This is a genomic window from Sphingorhabdus sp. YGSMI21 (assembly GCF_002776575.1).
Taxonomy (GTDB): domain Bacteria; phylum Pseudomonadota; class Alphaproteobacteria; order Sphingomonadales; family Sphingomonadaceae; genus Parasphingorhabdus.
In genome coordinates this window covers 880667-896685 of the sequence record NZ_CP022548.1, presented here as the reverse complement: position 1 = coordinate 896685, position 16019 = coordinate 880667, and the positions used below count along the sequence as shown (strand labels likewise).

General features: G+C 59.6%; 16 protein-coding genes and 1 tRNA gene. 8 read left to right on the top strand and 9 right to left on the bottom strand.

Annotation, left to right across the window (positions count from 1 at the left end):
- Positions 1–2 precede the first annotated feature (2 nt).
- The gene (locus CHN51_RS04270) at positions 3–1166 is read left to right on the top strand and encodes an FAD-dependent monooxygenase (protein WP_100092902.1); all 1164 of its coding nucleotides are present in this window, start codon (positions 3–5) and stop codon (positions 1164–1166) included.
- Positions 1167–1177: 11 nt separating this feature from the next.
- Here CHN51_RS04270 and CHN51_RS04265 read toward each other — a convergent pair whose 3' ends face one another.
- The 8 genes from CHN51_RS04265 to CHN51_RS04230 are packed head-to-tail and all read right to left on the bottom strand — an operon-like array spanning position 1178 to position 8026.
- On the bottom strand, positions 1178–2200 hold the full coding sequence (locus CHN51_RS04265; RefSeq protein WP_100092901.1) for an NAD(P)-dependent alcohol dehydrogenase: 1023 nt from the start codon (positions 2198–2200) through the stop codon (positions 1178–1180).
- Between the two features lie 3 nt (positions 2201–2203).
- A complete protein-coding gene (locus tag CHN51_RS04260) occupies positions 2204–2458 on the bottom strand; it encodes a hypothetical protein (protein ID WP_123906230.1) in 255 nt (84 codons plus the stop codon).
- Complete coding sequence (locus CHN51_RS04255) at positions 2455–3642, bottom strand: class I SAM-dependent methyltransferase (protein ID WP_100092899.1); 1188 nt, start codon at positions 3640–3642, stop codon at positions 2455–2457. Before CHN51_RS04255 ends, CHN51_RS04260 begins: the two co-directional genes overlap by 4 nt.
- Before the next feature lie 11 nt (positions 3643–3653).
- Positions 3654–4109 (bottom strand): hypothetical protein, encoded by a 456-nt coding sequence (locus tag CHN51_RS04250; protein WP_240616860.1) that lies wholly within the window; start codon positions 4107–4109, stop codon positions 3654–3656.
- Positions 4106–5545 (bottom strand): aldehyde dehydrogenase family protein, encoded by a 1440-nt coding sequence (locus CHN51_RS04245; protein ID WP_100092898.1) that lies wholly within the window; start codon positions 5543–5545, stop codon positions 4106–4108. The genes CHN51_RS04250 and CHN51_RS04245 overlap by 4 nt, the downstream gene beginning before the upstream one ends.
- Positions 5542–6465, bottom strand: coding sequence for a polysaccharide deacetylase family protein (locus CHN51_RS04240; protein WP_100092897.1), 924 nt, complete (start codon positions 6463–6465; stop codon positions 5542–5544). Before CHN51_RS04240 ends, CHN51_RS04245 begins: the two co-directional genes overlap by 4 nt.
- Entirely contained in the window at positions 6462–7346 is an 885-nt protein-coding gene (locus tag CHN51_RS04235; protein WP_100092896.1) for a polysaccharide deacetylase family protein, read from the bottom strand. The genes CHN51_RS04240 and CHN51_RS04235 overlap by 4 nt, the downstream gene beginning before the upstream one ends.
- Positions 7346–8026 carry an isochorismatase family protein gene (locus CHN51_RS04230; protein ID WP_100092895.1) on the bottom strand — a complete coding sequence of 227 codons (681 nt, stop codon included), beginning with the start codon at positions 8024–8026 and terminating at the stop codon, positions 7346–7348. The genes CHN51_RS04235 and CHN51_RS04230 overlap by 1 nt, the downstream gene beginning before the upstream one ends.
- Before the next feature lie 86 nt (positions 8027–8112).
- Between CHN51_RS04230 and CHN51_RS04225 the strand changes: the two genes are divergently transcribed.
- Genes CHN51_RS04225 through CHN51_RS04200 form a run of 6 tightly spaced genes read left to right on the top strand, consistent with a single transcriptional unit; the run spans position 8113 to position 14113 of the window.
- Entirely contained in the window at positions 8113–9489 is a 1377-nt protein-coding gene (locus tag CHN51_RS04225; protein WP_100092894.1) for an alpha/beta fold hydrolase, read from the top strand.
- A 14-nt stretch (positions 9490–9503) separates the two neighbouring features.
- The gene (locus CHN51_RS04220; protein WP_100092893.1) at positions 9504–10004 is read left to right on the top strand and encodes a DUF3598 domain-containing protein; all 501 of its coding nucleotides are present in this window, start codon (positions 9504–9506) and stop codon (positions 10002–10004) included.
- Entirely contained in the window at positions 10001–11395 is a 1395-nt protein-coding gene (locus CHN51_RS04215; protein WP_100095424.1) for a 3-isopropylmalate dehydratase large subunit, read from the top strand. The genes CHN51_RS04220 and CHN51_RS04215 overlap by 4 nt, the downstream gene beginning before the upstream one ends.
- A complete protein-coding gene (gene leuD / locus CHN51_RS04210) occupies positions 11395–12012 on the top strand; it encodes a 3-isopropylmalate dehydratase small subunit (RefSeq protein WP_100092892.1) in 618 nt (205 codons plus the stop codon). The genes CHN51_RS04215 and leuD overlap by 1 nt, the downstream gene beginning before the upstream one ends.
- The gene (locus CHN51_RS04205; protein WP_100092891.1) at positions 12009–12941 is read left to right on the top strand and encodes a hydroxymethylglutaryl-CoA lyase; all 933 of its coding nucleotides are present in this window, start codon (positions 12009–12011) and stop codon (positions 12939–12941) included. Before leuD ends, CHN51_RS04205 begins: the two co-directional genes overlap by 4 nt.
- On the top strand, positions 12938–14113 hold the full coding sequence (locus tag CHN51_RS04200; RefSeq protein ID WP_100092890.1) for a CaiB/BaiF CoA-transferase family protein: 1176 nt from the start codon (positions 12938–12940) through the stop codon (positions 14111–14113). Before CHN51_RS04205 ends, CHN51_RS04200 begins: the two co-directional genes overlap by 4 nt.
- Before the next feature lie 136 nt (positions 14114–14249).
- Here the strand turns inward: CHN51_RS04200 and CHN51_RS04195 are convergent.
- Positions 14250–14325, bottom strand: a tRNA-Thr gene (locus CHN51_RS04195).
- A 231-nt stretch (positions 14326–14556) separates the two neighbouring features.
- Between CHN51_RS04195 and CHN51_RS04190 the strand changes: the two genes are divergently transcribed.
- Entirely contained in the window at positions 14557–15912 is a 1356-nt protein-coding gene (locus CHN51_RS04190) for a hypothetical protein (protein ID WP_100095423.1), read from the top strand.
- Positions 15913–16019: the final 107 nt, after the last annotated feature.

The following is a 16019-nucleotide window of genomic DNA, read 5'->3' as shown; positions in this document are numbered from 1 at the left end:
AAATGCGCGCGATGAAAGTCTTGATCATCGGAGCCGGGCTCGGCGGACTGACGGCAGCAATTGCGCTGCGGCAGCAAGGGATGGATGTCCAGGTCCACGAAGCGGCTGGCAGGCTTGAGGAAACCGGTGCAGGCCTGACCCTCGGCCTGGGTGCTCAACATGTATTCCGCGCGCTGGACCTGCAGGGCGCTGTTGCGGACAGAGCCTGCCCCGCAGGTGTCCTGCCGTTTCTCCACTACAAAAATGCCCGGCTGTTGATGGGTGATTTTGACACGGGCGACGGACGGGCGGATGACGGAACGGCCGATATAGTCCGCCACATCTACCGGGCCGATCTGCAGCAGGTCCTGATTGCCGCGCTGGAACGGCTCGGCGGTCGCATTTTTACCGGTCGCAAGCTGGTCGACTTTGCAGAAAGTGGCGACAGGGTGACCGCGAAATTTGCCAGTGGAGAGACGGCCACAGGCGATTTTCTGGTGGGGGCCGATGGCGTCCGATCCGCCGTTCGGGCGATACTCTGGCCCGGCGACCAGCCGCGTTTTACCGATCATGTCGCCTATCGCTTTCTGGTTCCGATGGATGCGGCACGCCCGTTTATGGCGCTGGGACGCAGCGCCATTTTTATCGGTCCGCAGCGGACTTTCAACCGCTACACCATGTGCAACGGCGAAGTCGTCAACTGCGCCGGACTTGTGGAGACGAAGGAGCCGGTGCCGGAAGGCTGGTCGATCGGTGCCACGCAAGCCGAACTGGCACAGGCATTTGAAGGATGGCATGAGGATGTGCGTGGTCTGATCGGGCACGCCTCAAATATCATCAAATGGGGTCTCTACGATCGCAAACCACTGGCCAGCTGGTCGCGCGGACGGACGGTGTTAATGGGTGATGCAGCGCACGCCATGCTCCCTTTTCTGGGCATGGGCGCGGCCATGGCGATCGAGGACGGCTATATTCTGGCCCGGGCGCTGACGCTGGAATCCGATACAGACCTGGCAATTGCGCGCTACGAAGCCGCGCGGCAACCGCGCACCGAACAGGTCCACGCCGCATCTCTTGTGCAGGGCCAGGTTACGCAGGCGATAGATCCGGACCTGTTCAAACCGGCCTCTGCGCCGATGAACAATATGGAGATGATGGCGTTCAATCCGGTTATCGCCCCTTTGTAGGGCGCAGCCGATCAATCCGGTCGGATCAGAATTTTCCCGAAATGAGAGCCGCTCTGGAGATGGCGAAAGGCCGCCGGCGCGTCCGAGAAGGAAAATTGCTGGTCGACGGGATTGCTGATGCCATGTTCGGCGATCACTGCAATGGCCGCGGCTGTCATTGCGCGGCTACCCGACGCAATGCCCTTGATCGTTATATTCTTGCCGATGATTGCACCCTGACTGGCGCTCGCCGTGGCCTGGGGTGTTCCCGATAGCGCGCCCACTGTGCCTATGCGACCGTTCACTCCGGTGGCCGCGACCGTTTCTCCCAGGGCAGGAAAACCGAGCGTGTCGACCACGACGTCCGCGCCGCGACCGCCGGTTTCTTCCAGCAGGGCGGCCGCCCAATCCGGTCGTTTGCGATAGTTGATGGCATAGTCGGCCCCCATTTCTTTCGCGCGCGCCAGCTTCTCGTCGCTGGATGAGCTAATGGCAAAATCGGCACCCAGCGCCTTGGCCAGCTGCAGGGCGAAAATCGATACACCGCCGGTTCCCTGGGCGAGGACGAGCTCGCCTGGCTTTACCGCGCCGAACACGACCATGGCGTGCCAGACGGTTCCGGCGACAACCGAAAGCGAAGCAGCGGTCTGGTCGTCGACGGCATCGGGCAGAACAATGGCGGCGCTGGCCGGAAGCGTGATTTTCTCGGCCAGCCAGCCATCGGCTGTCACACCGAGATCGGCTCCGAAAATTCCGAAATTATAGGGGCCAGCGAGCCAGTTCAGAAAATGCGGCGCGGTGACCCGGTCGCCGATGGTGAAACCGGAGACGCCTTCGCCGATCGCTTCGACCACGCCGACGCCGTCGGACAGGGGGATACGATCTTTTGGCAGATCGCTGCCATAGTCGCCTGCCAACACCATAAGATCGCGGTAGTTGAGCCCGCTCGCCGTGACCTTGACCAGCAATTCCCCGGCTCCGGCTGCGGGTTCGTCCCGCTCGGCCATGCGCAGGCCGTCAATTCCGGTGCGTGCACCGATTTCCCAAACTTTCATCAATCAGGCTCCTTCGCGCAACGGCGCAAAAATTCGTTCTATGAATATTTTCATCTTCGCTTCCCGGTCTGCAGGATCCGGCTCGCGACCTTCCAGTGTCATGAGGCGTTCCTCCTGCACCCACATCTCCTGCGCCATGTTCATGATAACGGCGACGAACCGGTCCATACCCGGATCGTCGAAAAATTTCGGTTTGCCATCGGGACCGTAGATGTCCTTCGGTGTGCCATCGGGTTTGAAAGCGGGTTCTGTCATCATCGTTTCCAGGCCCCGAAACCGAACCACATGATACCTTCGGCAAGCCGTCCGGTGGTTTCGCTGTCGACCGCATTTGCGGCTTCATCTGCGATGGCATCGGTCACTGCATCGGCCCCGTAGACGCCGATGCTGGGGACAACGAACTGGAAATAATCGTCCGGGTCGAAGCCACCCTTCTCGCAAAGCTCTTTGGGGTCTTCATCCCGGAAGCCCTTGTAAAAGGGTTCGTTATTATACCAGCTGTCCCAGTCGAGATAGAAACCGTCGAAAGCGTTCATCTGCCCGTTCGGCGGCAGTTCCATGTGCAACAGCAGACCGCCGGGCTTGAGCACCCGATAGGCCTCCTCGAAAGCCGCTGTGCGTGCCTTCCTTGAAAGTTCGTGCAGGAACATCGACGAGAAAACCAGATCAAAGCTCGCGTCTTCATAGTCCAGCGCCTCGGCGGACATTTGCCTGAAGTGCACTTCCTGCCCCTGCATCTTGGCGCGCGCCGAAGCATAGCGCAGTCCCCCGGCAGCCGCGTCGATGGCTTCGACATGGGCTTCGGGATAGGTCTGTTTCCATGGCAGGGTATTGTGGCCGATGGTGCAGCCGGTATCCAAAATATGTTCCGGCCTGAAATCCGGGAATTTGCCTGATACATAAGCAGCCATCGAGAGGCCGATATCGTCGAGATTGGCACCCATCAGGCCCATGGAAAAGACCGCCAGGCCCTGATCATACACGGCCCCGGCTTCGAGCGAATCTCCGCCGCGTGTATAGCTGCCGGGCATCAGATGCACCTCGATGCCGTCGATATTGCGCGGGATATCGAGATCGGGGTTGAGCGTCAGCGAGCCGGAAGCCCCCTCGACCTTTGCTGCCTCGGCCTCCATCCGCGCGATATCGCGGGCCACCACGGAACCCGCGGCGTTCCAGACCATTTTCTGCGCCTGCACCCGCATGGCAGAATAGATATTGAAGGCAGCATCGCCGCGCAGCGCCTTGTGGGCCTCGTTGCTGGTTTCGGGTGCACGGCCGGTCTCGCGGGCAAAGGCGGGTGCCGCCCGTTTGTCATAGGCCGTTCTCAGATCCCCCGCGAGGTCATTGAGTATGAAAGAACGGATACCGGAGACGAACCGTCCCCGCGCCGCCTCGTCGGGTTTCAGTTCCGGTTTCATCGGATGCTGCAGTTCTACGCCCATTTGCCATGCTCCTATGCTAGTCGTTGCTCGTCACATAAAGTCCGTCGATAGGGTGTGCCGTCGTGGAACCATTGCCAGGTTCGTGCCCTTGATTGTCCGTTTCCGGCGATCTCGATCATTTCGGTATAGCGTTCACCGGGCGCATCGTTCCGGTCAAGTCGCAACAATATCAGCCCGTCGCTTTCCCAGCCATAGCCTGAGAAGCGATCGGTTTCCCAATAGAGCCGGCCGTCCCGATAAACGCCGCCAAATTCGAAATGCTGCTTGCGGCCGTCGGCCCAAATCAGGTCATTATGCTGGATATAGGCAAATTCGCCGTCGTCGGGAAATTCGCAACGGGTAAGGGTGCGATGTTCGTCGAGCAGATTGCCTTTGTCGTCCTGATGGCGGTAAATACCTTCCCAGCGGCCTTCATGCGCCAGCATATTTGGCATATTCTCGGCCATCAGGGCGCGCCAACCGCTCACGGGCGACCATCGCCCGCAAAATTTTCTTCGGCGAAATCCTGTATCCGTGCCGGGCTCGTGGTCTGGCGGATCAGCGCCTGCTTGCGGAAGAAGCGGGTGAGGCCGCTCTCGCCCATACGCGAAGGTCCCATGCCCGACATTTTGAAGCTCGAATTTTCCGCATCCCAGACCATTGCCGTCATCGATCCGTCGTTGATCGAGATGGCGCCGGCTTCCAGCCGTGTGCCAACCGCCTCCGCTTCTTCCGTGCTGCCCGCCAGAACCGCTGCGGACAGGCCATAGATGGTGTCATTGGCCTGAGCGATCGCGTCTTCGACGTCGTCAAAGGGGATGACCGGCAGCACCGGCCCGAAGCTTTCATCGCGGACGATGGCCATGTCCGGCGTGACATCGGCGATCACGGTGGGTCGCAAATAGGTGCCGCCGCCCAATATTTCGACGGTTCCCCCGGCCAGAATGCGCGCGCCCTTTTCCTTGGCTTCGGTAATCTGCTCGGCGATTTTCTGTCCTTGCGGCGCGAAGATAAACGGTCCGATCTCGCCCTGGTGGATATCCGGATAGTTGAGTCGCACTTTCTCCGCTTCGTTTACCAGGGTCTCGAGGAATTTGTCGTAGATCGGGCGGGCCACATAGAGCCGTTCGATCGACTGGCACGCCTGTCCGGTCGCGAGGATGCTGGCCCGGAGCGCTGTTCTGGCCGCTTCGACGGGATCGGCGCTGGCCATTATGATCATCGGATCCTTGCCGCCCAGTTCGAGATTGGCAGGAATGAACGCCTCTGCTGCGGCCACTGCAACCTTGCGACCGGTCGCAACCGAGCCGGTGAAGCAGACATAGTCGACATTGGCGACCAGAGCCTCGCCGGTGGTGGCATCACCGACGACAATCTCCAGCACTTTCGCCAGTTCCGGGACTTCGGCGATACTCGCCCGCAACGGTTCGACAAATCGCGGGGTTATCTCGGAGGGTTTGATCAGCGCGGCGCAGCCGGCAAATAACGCCGGGATCGCGTCGATGGTACTGAGCGTCATCGGAAAGTTCCACGGGGCTATCGCACCGAACAATGCAAAGGGAACCAGCCGCGTGCTGTTGATAACGGTCGGGTTGGCCGACTGGATTTCGGAAGGCGAGTGGCGCGCGATAATCTCGGGGGCCTGTTCGGCCCAGCGCCGGATCGTCCCCGGCACGCCGCCGACCTCGATTGCCGCGATGCCCGCCCTGCCGGTATCGATGGTCAGCTGGCCGATGATCGCGCCGGCATGTTTCTCTATCGCATCAGCCCAACGCAGCAGGATGGCGCTGCGTTCGGCAAGCGGCATGGCGGCCCATTCGGGCTGGTGCCGGCGCAGGCGTTTGGCGGCAGCGGCGACCCCCTGGCTGTCCACGGGGGTGAATTCATAGTCCGCTTCACCGGTGCGGGGATTGCGGACCTTCATTGCTGCGATCTCCAGCTGCTGAGGATGGATTCGCCGATCGCAAAGCCGATTTCCCGGCGTGCGGCGAGGCCGGCAATCAGCGTTTCAAATGCGGCAATGCGATAGGGCAGACCCATGATATAGGGCGTGAGGTGCATCGGCATCATCCGCCCGCCGAATTGATCCGCTTCGCCGAGTAGCCAGTCGGCCGCATCGGTCATCTGCTGCGCGTAGCTGTCTACCGATTGTTGCTGGACATTGATGATCTGCCGATCCGACAATTCATGGTTGAGCGGCAGGTTGGTAATCTCGCCGGCCGGTGTCTGAAAGCCATAGGGCAATTCGTCATTGGCCCAGTCGCACATATAATCAAGACCGGCACCGGCCAGTAATCTGGCCGTGTTGAAGCTTTGTGACCGGGCAATCGAGAGCCAGCCGCGGGGCCGGTCGCCGGTCGCTTTTTCAAGGCTGTCGAGCGATTGCATGATCAACGCCTTTTCGTCTGCCTCGCCCAATCCGCTGGCAATGGTGCCGTTCATGTCGGTGCTATGGGCGACAATCTCGTGTCCGCCCGCCAGGATATCCGCGATCAGCTCGGGATAGCGTTCGGCGACTGCACTGTTGGTTGCCACCGAAATTCTGGCGCCCACTTTCTCGAACGCGCCAAGCAGCCGGTAAATGCCTATTCTGGTGCCATATTCCCGCGCGGTATAATGGCGATAGTCGGGATGGGCGGTCTGCATGTGACCCGGCGCGCGAAACGGATCATCACCGGGAATCATCGGGAAATATTCCAGACTGATGACCGGCCAGATCAGCAGCTTCTTGGCATCCGGCCATTGCAGCGGTTTGCGCTCGAAAAAATTCGAATAGGGATAATAGTCGTGATCCATCCCGCGGCCACGTTTCGGATATTCCAGATAGCTCGGATCAAGGCTCATGCGTTTTGCTCCCGGAAACGATCGACGATGTCGCCGGCCTTTGTAATCCAGGCCCGGCCATCGCCGGCAATATGTTCGAGCACCGATTCAAAGGCGCCGATACGGTGAGGCTGACCGATCAGATAGCTGTGCAGCGGGATGCACATGACCGTTCCGGACGTTTCGCCCTCTTCTGCCAGCCGGTCATATTGCCGGATCAGCGTGTCGGCATATTCGCGTGGTGACATATTGTAGATGAAAAAGCCGTAATGGTCGTTGACCTCGAGACTGTAAGGGATGGCGGTCAGCTTCCCCGATTTCACTTTCACGTCGGTGGGCTGGTCATCATGATAGAGGTCGCAGGTATAGTCGAGACCATATTCGGCGATCAGGTCGAGCGTGCGGGGCGTATGGGTGAGTGCCGGCGCCAGCCAGCCGCGGATCCGCTGACCGGTGGCGCGCTCTACTGTCTCGATACTGTCTTCGATGATCGCGCGTTCCTGCGCTTCGTCCATCCCGTAGCTGTAGCGCGTATTGTAGATGCCATGGCTGAAAAATTCCCAACCGCGCTGGCTCGCATCTTCGACCACTTCGGGAATATGGTCGCAAAGCGCCACCGACAGGCTGACCGAGCCGGGGAAGCCGTGTTTGCTCATCATCTCGGCCATGCGCCAGTGCGACACGCGGTTGGCATGATCGCGATGGGAATAGCCGACCACATCGGGATGCGGCTTTGCCCAGCTTTTACGATGCGGATTCACCGCGGGGTCGAGTTCGTAAAATTCGAGATTGGGCGCCACCCAGACGGCGCAGGTCTTGCCGTCCGGCCATTCGATCCTGGGCCGGTTGCGGTAGGGCAGATAGTCATAAAGGCCGGGATCGGCTTTCTGCATCTCCCCCATCACCGCGCTTCCAGCCAGTCTATAACGGCCTGCACCGGTTCGACATCGGCATATTTGATTTGCAAATCGGTCAGATTGGCAAAATGATAGCTTTCGTGCTTGTCGGCGCAGGTTTCGATTGGAACGATCGTGCGATACCCATGGCTGAGCGCGTCCACTGCCGTTGCCCGGACACATCCAGAGGTGGAACCGCCGGTGACGACAACCGTATCGACCTTGTGCCAGACCAGATAGCTCGCCAACTGCGTTTCAAAAAAAGCGCTTGGCATCCGCTTGGTATATTGCAGGTCATCGGGACCGACTTCGCAACGCGGATCCAGTTTGTGCCGTTCGCTGCCATATTTGATATTCTGAAGCGAATCTTCGGTATCGGTGCGCGTGCCCCAGACACCGGCGTCGCCGGCGTCATTCTTGTAGGCGACCTGGCTCCAGATCACGGGCATGTCCTTCGCCCGCGCCAGATTCGAAATCCTGTTGATACAGTCGATCTGTCCGGGATCGGTCTCATAAGCGGTCTTGAACATGTCGGTCCGCGTATAGGCTTGCTGCACATCGACATTGACGATCGCCAGCTTTTCGCCAAATCCAAATTTTTTACGGGCAGGATTACCAATCACCTGGTCGAAGATTTCTCTCGCTGTGCGGCCATCTTCCACCATTTTGGTACCAATAAGCGTCATAATTTTTGTACTCCGGATTCGAATAAAGCATCTTAATCACAAGAAAAAGCTTGTCGAGACATATTTGTCCGGACAAATTGGGGTTTATGATTACACGCCATTTTATCGACGTCGAGTCCAACGGCAACAAACGCCGTGTCCATTATCGCTTGTCGGGTAGTGGGCCGGTGTTGCTGATGGTGCACCAGAGTCCGCGCAGTTCAAAGGAATATGAACCCCTGATGCGAAAATGGGGAAAATATTTTACCTGTATCGCCCCTGATACGCCGGGTTTCGGCCAGTCGGACCGGTTGCCCGGAACGCCCGATATCAATGACTATGCCGACGCGCTGATCGAATTTCTCGATGCACTGGGTGTCAAAAAATGCGCGGCTTACGGCTTCCACAGTGGCGGGATCATTCTGGTCACGGCGGTCAAGCGTCACGCGAATCACTTCACGACTTTGGCGATCGGCGGCTATGCCATCTGGACGCCGGAAGAGATGGAGCTGTTCAGCCAGCAATATCTGCCCGAATTCCACCCTTCAAAATATGGCGAGCATCTGGTCTGGTTATGGAGCCGGATTTTGGAGCAGAGCTGGTTTTTCCCGTGGTTTGCAGCCGATAACCAACATCGTCTGTCGGTGGCCCATGCCGATCCGCAACGCGTGGATGCCGTGGTCCGGGAAATGCTGGATGCCGGCAATGCCTATCAGTTTGGCTATGGGGCTGTTCTGCGCGCGCCGCGCGATATTCCGGCGGTGGATGCAGAAGTGCCACCCTGCCTGATCAGCGCCTATCAGGGGGATCCGTTGAAGGATCATATCGACCGGCTCGGCGAATTGCCGCCATCATGGTCAGCCCGCAAGGTTGCGACGCCGGACGACCATCAGCACCATAGCCTAGCGCATCTGCGGCAGACAGAAACGCCGGTGACCGGTCCCTTGAACGATGTCACGGACGAAGGATTCATTCATGTTGAATCCGACGGTTTTGACGGGCTGATACACTGGCGCGGCAACCCAGCGGCATCTACTCTGGTGCTGCATGCGCCGGGCCGGGCTGCACCCAGGAATACCGGAAGCGACGCCGTGTATATCGACATGGCCGGGCACGGCTTGTCGGATGACTGGCAAGGCCAGGCCCCTACAGACTGGTCTGGCTGGGCGAATCTTGTCGAAGCCTGCGCAAAACGGCTCGGTACGGATGATGTCCGGTACGAGGCCCTGCCTGCTGGTGAGGCGGATTTGCTCTACCCCGATCTTTCGCCGGACCGCTTTGGCTCTTACCTGACAAAAGCATGGCAGATTGTCCGGGCGGCGGAGATATTCGAACCATGGTATGAGGCAACGGCAGCCCACGCCGTTCCGTTCGATCCCGAAAATCTGGAACCGCACATGCTGGCCGAACGGCATCTCGAATTGCTGAACGCCAGAGCGGCCAAGGAATATCATCTCGCATTACAGAACAGACAGTTACGCTAACGAAGGAATAAATTATGGGAATTCGCGAAAACATGCCCCTGCTGGCGCGCCACGAAGGCGTTTGGGATGGTACCTATACCTATTTCAACGCGCAGAACGAAAAGATTGACGAGCATGCATCGCGCTTGCTCTGCCGCTTTCCCGATGATGAGAGCAAGGCACCTTATCACCAGACCAACCATTATACATGGGCGGACGGCAAGACCGAGATTCGCGAGTTCCCCGCCGAATATCGCGACAATCGTATCTGGTGGAACAATGACCTGATCATCGGCTGGGCCGCCGAAGTGCCGCTGGATGAATATAACCGCACCGTGATGCTCTACTGGCAACGCACTGGCGATCCTTCGCTTTATCTCTACGAACAAATCCAGATCAGCGACGACGGGCAGAACCGGTGCCGGACCTGGCACTGGATTCGCGACGGCAAGCTGGAAACGCGCACCGCGATTCAGGAAACTTTCGTAACCAAGGACTGGCGCGCGATCGACAAGGAAATGGGGCTGGGCATCTGAAACAGGCGCTGACCCTTTTCGACAAATTGTGGCGCAGCCATGTGGTGGCCGATTTGCCTGGCGGTGGCGCGCTGATTGCCATCGACCGGGTGTTCCTGCACGAGCGTACCGGAGCGGCAGCGCTGAATTCGCTGGCGGAAGCCGGTCGCAAGGTCGCCGATCCGTCTCGGGTGTTTGCCGTTACCGATCATATTGTCGACACGCGGCCGGGCCGCACGGACCAGACGCTGATGCCCGGCGGTCAGGCCTTCATTACCGAGACACGCGCCGCGGCGAGGGCAGCGGGGATCACATTGTTCGATGTCAATGATCCCGACCAGGGGATCGTCCATGTGATATCGCCGGAGCTTGCCATTGTTCTGCCAGGTACCACGGTCATTGCGCCGGACAGCCATACCTGCACGCAGGGGGCCTTTGGCGCTCTGGCATGGGGCATCGGTTCCTCGGAGGCCGAACATGCCATGGCGACCGGTACGCTGCGCCTGTCCAAGCCAAAATCCATGCGGGTGACGTTCACGGGCAAGTTAGCGGCCGGAGTTACGCCGAAAGATATGATCCTGACCCTGCTGGCGCACCATGGTGCGGCTGGCGGCAAGGGGCATGCCGTGGAATTTGCTGGAGAAGCGGTGTCGGCGCTGGATATGGAAGGACGGATGACCTTGTGCAACATGGCGACGGAATTTTCCGCCATGTCCGGCTTCATCGCGCCAGACGACAAGACGTTCGAATATCTCGAAGGTCGTCGCTATGCGCCGGAAGGCGATCAATGGCAGCAGGCCCTTGCGAACTGGCGGAGGCTGGGCAGCGACAGCGGCGCCAAATTCGATCAGGAAATAGGGATTAATGCCGACGCCATTGGTCCGATGGTGAGCTGGGGTACCAATCCGGGTCAGACGGTCGGCATCGATGACAGCGTGCCGGCCGATGCGCCGGCTGCGCCGCTGGACTATATCGGCCTAGCGCCAGCCCAGCCGATCAGGGGCATTCCGATCGACGCTGCGTTCATTGGCAGTTGCACGAACAGCCGCCTGTCCGATTTGCGCCGGGCTTCCGCCCTGCTCAGGGGGCGGAAAATCGCCGAGGGAATCAAGGCGATCTGTGTGCCCGGCTCCACCCGTGTCAAGCGCGAGGCAGAAGCGGAGGGGATCGACCGGATTTTCACCGATGCCGGGTTCGAATGGCGCGAGAGCGGCTGTTCCATGTGTTTTTACGCAGGGGGCGAAAGCTTTGCGGCCGGTTCACGGGTGATCTCTACGACCAATCGCAATTTCGAAAGCCGTCAGGGGCCGAATGTCCGGACCCATATTGCCAGTCCGGAAACGGTGGTTGCCAGTGCTCTCGCCGGCATGATCTCCGATCCCCGGGACCTGTTGGAAAGCGAGCTGGTCTGATGGCGAAAGCTTTTGAAATCCTGACCTCGCTGCCGATGCCGCTGATCCGCGACAATATCGACACGGACCAGATCATTCCATCGCGCGAGATGAAGAGCACCGGCAAGACCGGCCTCTCCGACGGCCTGTTTGCCGGCTGGCGCTACACCGAGATAGGCGGTCGCGAGCCCGATACCGATTTCGTGATGAACGATCCGGTCTATGCTGATAGCCAGATCATTCTGGGCGGCACCAATTTCGGTTCGGGTTCAAGCCGGGAACATGCGGTCTGGGCGCTTTCGGAATATGGCTTCCGCGCGGTGATCGCGCAAAGCTTCGCGCCCATTTTTGCCGGAAATTGCGTGCGCAACGGAATCCTGCCAGCGATATTGGATGCCGCTGCGATCACGACGATCGAACGGTCCGGTGCAGCGGTCACCGTCGACCTGCGTGCCCAGACCATCGCAACCGCCGACGGCCAAATCTGGAGCTTCCCGATTGAGGCCGAGGCAAAGGCGATGCTGCTGGAAGGACTGGACGCTATCGATCTCAGCCTGAAAATGGCCGATGAAATCACCGCATGGCAGCAGGCTGACCGCGCCATGCGACCGTGGATATATCTAGGAGCAAACAGATGAGCAAATCCGTGACGATCAGCGAAGTCGGGCCGCGCGACGGCCTGCAAAGCGTGGATCGTGTCATGGCAACCGAAGCGAAAAAGGCCTGGATCCGGGCCGAAGCAGAGGCTGGCGTGAGCGAGATCGAGGTCGGCAGCTTCGTGCCGCCTTCGCTGCTCCCGCAGATGGCCGATACGGCGGAGATTGTCGCTTTTGCCAAGACCATCCCGAATCTCGACGTGGTGGCGCTGATACCCAATCTGAAGGGCGCCGAGCGCGCCATCGCCTGCGGTGTTGATAAGATGTCGATCCCCTTTTCCATGTCGGAAACCCACTCGATCAACAATGTCCGCAAAGATCATCCGGCGATGCTGGCGGAGATCAGGGGCATCGCCGATCTGGTCGCGCAGCAGCCCGAGGGCCAGCGCCCCCATTTCGAAGTCGGCCTGTCGACCGCTTTCGGCTGCACGCTCGAGGGGTCTGTGCCGGACGACCAGATCGTCCGCCTGGCTGAAGCGGCGATGGAGGCCGGTGTCGCCGAATGCGGCCTCTCCGATACCACCGGCTATGCCAATCCCGCGCAAGTGACGCGGCTGGTGCGCAAGGTGAAGGCGGCAATCGGCGCGGACAAGCTCAATACATTGCATCTCCACAACACGCGGGGGTTGGGCCTGGCAAATGTCATGGCCGGCCTGACTGAAGGAATCACCACCTTCGACAGTTCGCTCGGTGGCCTTGGCGGATGTCCGTTCGCGCCGGGTGCTTCGGGCAATATCGTGACCGAAGACCTGGTGTTCATGCTGGAAGCGATGGGCATCGACACCGGTATCGATCTGGAAAAATTGCTCAAAGTGCGTGATATCGTGGCCCAAGCGCTTCCCGGCGAGCCCCTGTACGGCTTCACCCCAGACGCAGGCCTTCCCCTTGGATTTGAGAAAGCAGCAGCATGAACCAACCGACTCCCCTTGCAGGCCTGAAAGTCATCGAATTCACCCATATGGTGATGGGGCCGGCGGTCGGCGCGATTCTCGCCTCGCTGGGCGCGGACGTGATCCGTGTCGAACCGATCGGCGGCGACCGGACCCGCAATCTGGTCGGCTCGGGATCGGGCTATTTCCCGATGTATAACCGGCACAAGCAGAGCATCTCGCTCAATCTGAAGGATCCGGAAGGGCTGGCTATCGCGCGAAAACTGGTCTCGGACGCCGATATCCTGATCGAAAATTACCGTCCCGGCGCGATGGACCGTCTCGGACTCGGCTATGAGGCGCTGTCCGAAAAAAACGAGCGTCTGATCTACTGTTCGGAAAAAGGCTTTCTTCCCGGTCCCTATGAAAACCGCACGGCGCTCGATGAGGTTGCGCAGATGATGGGCGGACTTGCCTATATGACGGGGCCTCCCGGCCAGCCGTTGCGCGCCGGTTCCAGCGTCATCGACGTGACCGGCGGGATGTTCGGCGTCATTGCCATTCTTGCTGCCGTCGAGGAACGCCATCGCACCGGCAAGGGGCAGAAAGTACAAAGCTCGCTGTTCGAGACCACCGTCTATCTGATCGGCCAGCATATGGCGCAGAAGGCGGTCACCGGAAAAGCTGCCGACCCGATGCCCGCACGGATTTCGGCCTGGGCGATTTACGATGTGTTCCAGACAAAGGATGATCCGATATTCATCGGCGTGGTCACCGACGCTCTATGGGAGAAATTCTGCAAGCTCTTCGCGCTGGACGAACTATGGGCCGACGAAAGCATTCGCGAGAACAACAATCGTGTGGCCGCGCGCGACCGGATCATGCCGCAGATCCGCGAGCTGGTGGCGACCTACAGGCGCGATGATCTGATCGCCCTGCTGGACGGCACCGGCCTGCCTTTTGCCCCCATCGCACGCCCCGAGGACATGTTCGATGATCCGCACCTGACGGCCAGTGGCGGGCTGGAAGACGTGACCCTGGTCGATGGCACGCAGACCAGGCTGCCGGCCCTGCCGATCGAAATGAACGGCACCCGCCCCTCGGCTGCGGCCACGCTGAAGACGGAAGGGGCCGATACCGGCTCCCTGCTGGGCGAACTCGGCTTCACCGCAGAACAGATCGCCACGCTCAAGGCGGCCGGCATCGTGCATTAGCCGGCACCCCGTTGCAAGCCGACGCAGTGATACCCGCGTATGCTACCGCCAGGAATCACCTCGGGCGGCAGTTCAAGCGTAACGTAAAGGGTGCGCCTGTAGTTGGATGTTGTCTGTTTGAAGATAGTGGGAAAAATGGTGCCGCTTAGAGGATTCGAACCTCTGGCCCCCGCATTACGAATGCGATGCTCTACCAACTGAGCTAAAGCGGCATCGAGGAAACGGATGAGGTTCGGCCTCACGCAATTTCCGTTGATCGCGCGCCATTAACAGCAGAGTCTTGCCGTGACAAGTGCGCGCAGTCGATATTTCGAGGGGTGGGTGCGGATGCGGTCCGGGGCTCGCGGCAAACGGCTCTGGCCGTCATTATCCGGATATTTACCATATATTTACCATGTGCGGTGCAGACCAGTGTGGAATTGATGCAATCGCAATGGGGCAGCATGGAAAACCTACGCAATCACAACGAACTCGGCGATCAGGACCTGCTTTCGGTACCTGATTACACGGTCTTTGAAGATGACGACGCCGCGGTCGAAGCGCCGCCGCCGATCAGCCAGGACGAACGCCGCATGCATGTGCGCGCCTATAATTTCTGGGCCAGCCTGCTGGGCGAACGGCATTTCCCGAATGTCGAGGATCTTTCGCCCGAAACGGACGGGGACTTCGGACCGAACAGCGTTTTGCTCGATTTCACCAATGGTGTTGAAAATCCCTCGATCCAGTTTCTCGGTCGCGAGCTTCGCGAGGAGTGCAATATCGATGCGTCGATCACCGCGGTTGCCGACGTGCCGCCGCGTTCCTTGCTGTCGAGGATTACCGACCATTATCTGCAGATCATCGCCAACCAGGCCCCGATCGGTTTCGAAGCCGAATTCGTCAATCATCAGGGGATCACGATCATGTATCGCGGCATCCTGTTGCCCTTCTCGACCGACGATGACACGATAGATTTCATCTATGGCGTGATCAACTGGAAGGAAGTCGCCACCGACGCCGTCCAGCAGGAGATCGAGGGGCAGGTATCCGAAGCGATGCTCTCGGCCCCCGAACGGAAAGTGGCAGGACCGGTCTGGGAAGACGGGCCGAATGCGACCGGTCTGGACGAACGGGAAGCGGTCAAGCCGCTGGAACTCACATCTGCCTTTGCCATTACAGCGGAAGCGGCCGAGACGGAATCGCCGGAACAGCCGGCGGAGGACGCAAGTCTGGCCGACTGGCTGGCAGCAGCCCGGAACAGCGCCGACCACGCCGCGCATAATGAGCAGCGCAGCCGTGCGGCGCTTTATGCCGCAATCAGCCATGCCTATGATTTCTACCTGATGACCGAGATGTTTCCGAGCGAATATGAGATGCTGCTCGAGGACAGCGGTCTTGTGGTCCAGGAACGCGCGCCGATGACGCCGATTGTCAAACTGGTATTCGGCACCGGCTACGACAAGACGCGGCTGACCGAATATGCGACCATCCTCAAATATGCGAAGCGCAACGCGATTCCCAGGGGAACGCTGGCTGATCTTCTGGGCCAGCACGAGGGCGGGCTGAAAGCGATTGTCCATGCCGAACGTGCTGCAGGACGGACGTCCGGCCTGCTCAACAAGCTCAGATCGGCCGGTGAGGATTTGCTGGTGAAACTGCGCGCGGCGCCGTCACAGCGACTGCAGGATATTGATCCGGGCGACTCCGAATTTGTCGTGCTGGTTGCCCGCAAGGGTTCGGACGGTGAATTATCCATCGTCGGACCGGTTCGCGGCAATGACAAGCTGACCAGCCAGGCGCTGAAACATACCGAGATCTGATTGTCGCCGGCGCGCCGGCCATGCCGCGATCATCCCGGCAATAGTTACATCTGTAACAGAAATATCACTATCGCGAACATTCTCGTGCAGCCCTGCGAAAAGGACCG

Bases quoted from the DNA above. Each gene is read 5' to 3' on its own strand.
- CHN51_RS04270 (WP_100092902.1), top strand. From the start codon at position 3: ATGCGCGCGATGAAAGTCTTGATCATCGGAGCCGGGCTCGGCGGACTG.
- CHN51_RS04265 (WP_100092901.1), bottom strand. From the start codon at position 2,200: ATGAAAGTTTGGGAAATCGGTGCACGCACCGGAATTGACGGCCTGCGC.
- CHN51_RS04260 (WP_123906230.1), bottom strand. From the start codon at position 2,458: ATGATGACAGAACCCGCTTTCAAACCCGATGGCACACCGAAGGACATC.
- CHN51_RS04255 (WP_100092899.1), bottom strand. From the start codon at position 3,642: ATGGGCGTAGAACTGCAGCATCCGATGAAACCGGAACTGAAACCCGAC.
- CHN51_RS04245 (WP_100092898.1), bottom strand. From the start codon at position 5,545: ATGAAGGTCCGCAATCCCCGCACCGGTGAAGCGGACTATGAATTCACC.
- CHN51_RS04240 (WP_100092897.1), bottom strand. From the start codon at position 6,465: ATGAGCCTTGATCCGAGCTATCTGGAATATCCGAAACGTGGCCGCGGG.
- CHN51_RS04235 (WP_100092896.1), bottom strand. From the start codon at position 7,346: ATGGGGGAGATGCAGAAAGCCGATCCCGGCCTTTATGACTATCTGCCC.
- CHN51_RS04230 (WP_100092895.1), bottom strand. From the start codon at position 8,026: ATGACGCTTATTGGTACCAAAATGGTGGAAGATGGCCGCACAGCGAGA.
- CHN51_RS04225 (WP_100092894.1), top strand. From the start codon at position 8,113: ATGATTACACGCCATTTTATCGACGTCGAGTCCAACGGCAACAAACGC.
- CHN51_RS04220 (WP_100092893.1), top strand. From the start codon at position 9,504: ATGGGAATTCGCGAAAACATGCCCCTGCTGGCGCGCCACGAAGGCGTT.
- leuD (WP_100092892.1), top strand. From the start codon at position 11,395: ATGGCGAAAGCTTTTGAAATCCTGACCTCGCTGCCGATGCCGCTGATC.
- CHN51_RS04205 (WP_100092891.1), top strand. From the start codon at position 12,009: ATGAGCAAATCCGTGACGATCAGCGAAGTCGGGCCGCGCGACGGCCTG.
- CHN51_RS04200 (WP_100092890.1), top strand. From the start codon at position 12,938: ATGAACCAACCGACTCCCCTTGCAGGCCTGAAAGTCATCGAATTCACC.
- CHN51_RS04190 (WP_100095423.1), top strand. From the start codon at position 14,557: ATGGAAAACCTACGCAATCACAACGAACTCGGCGATCAGGACCTGCTT.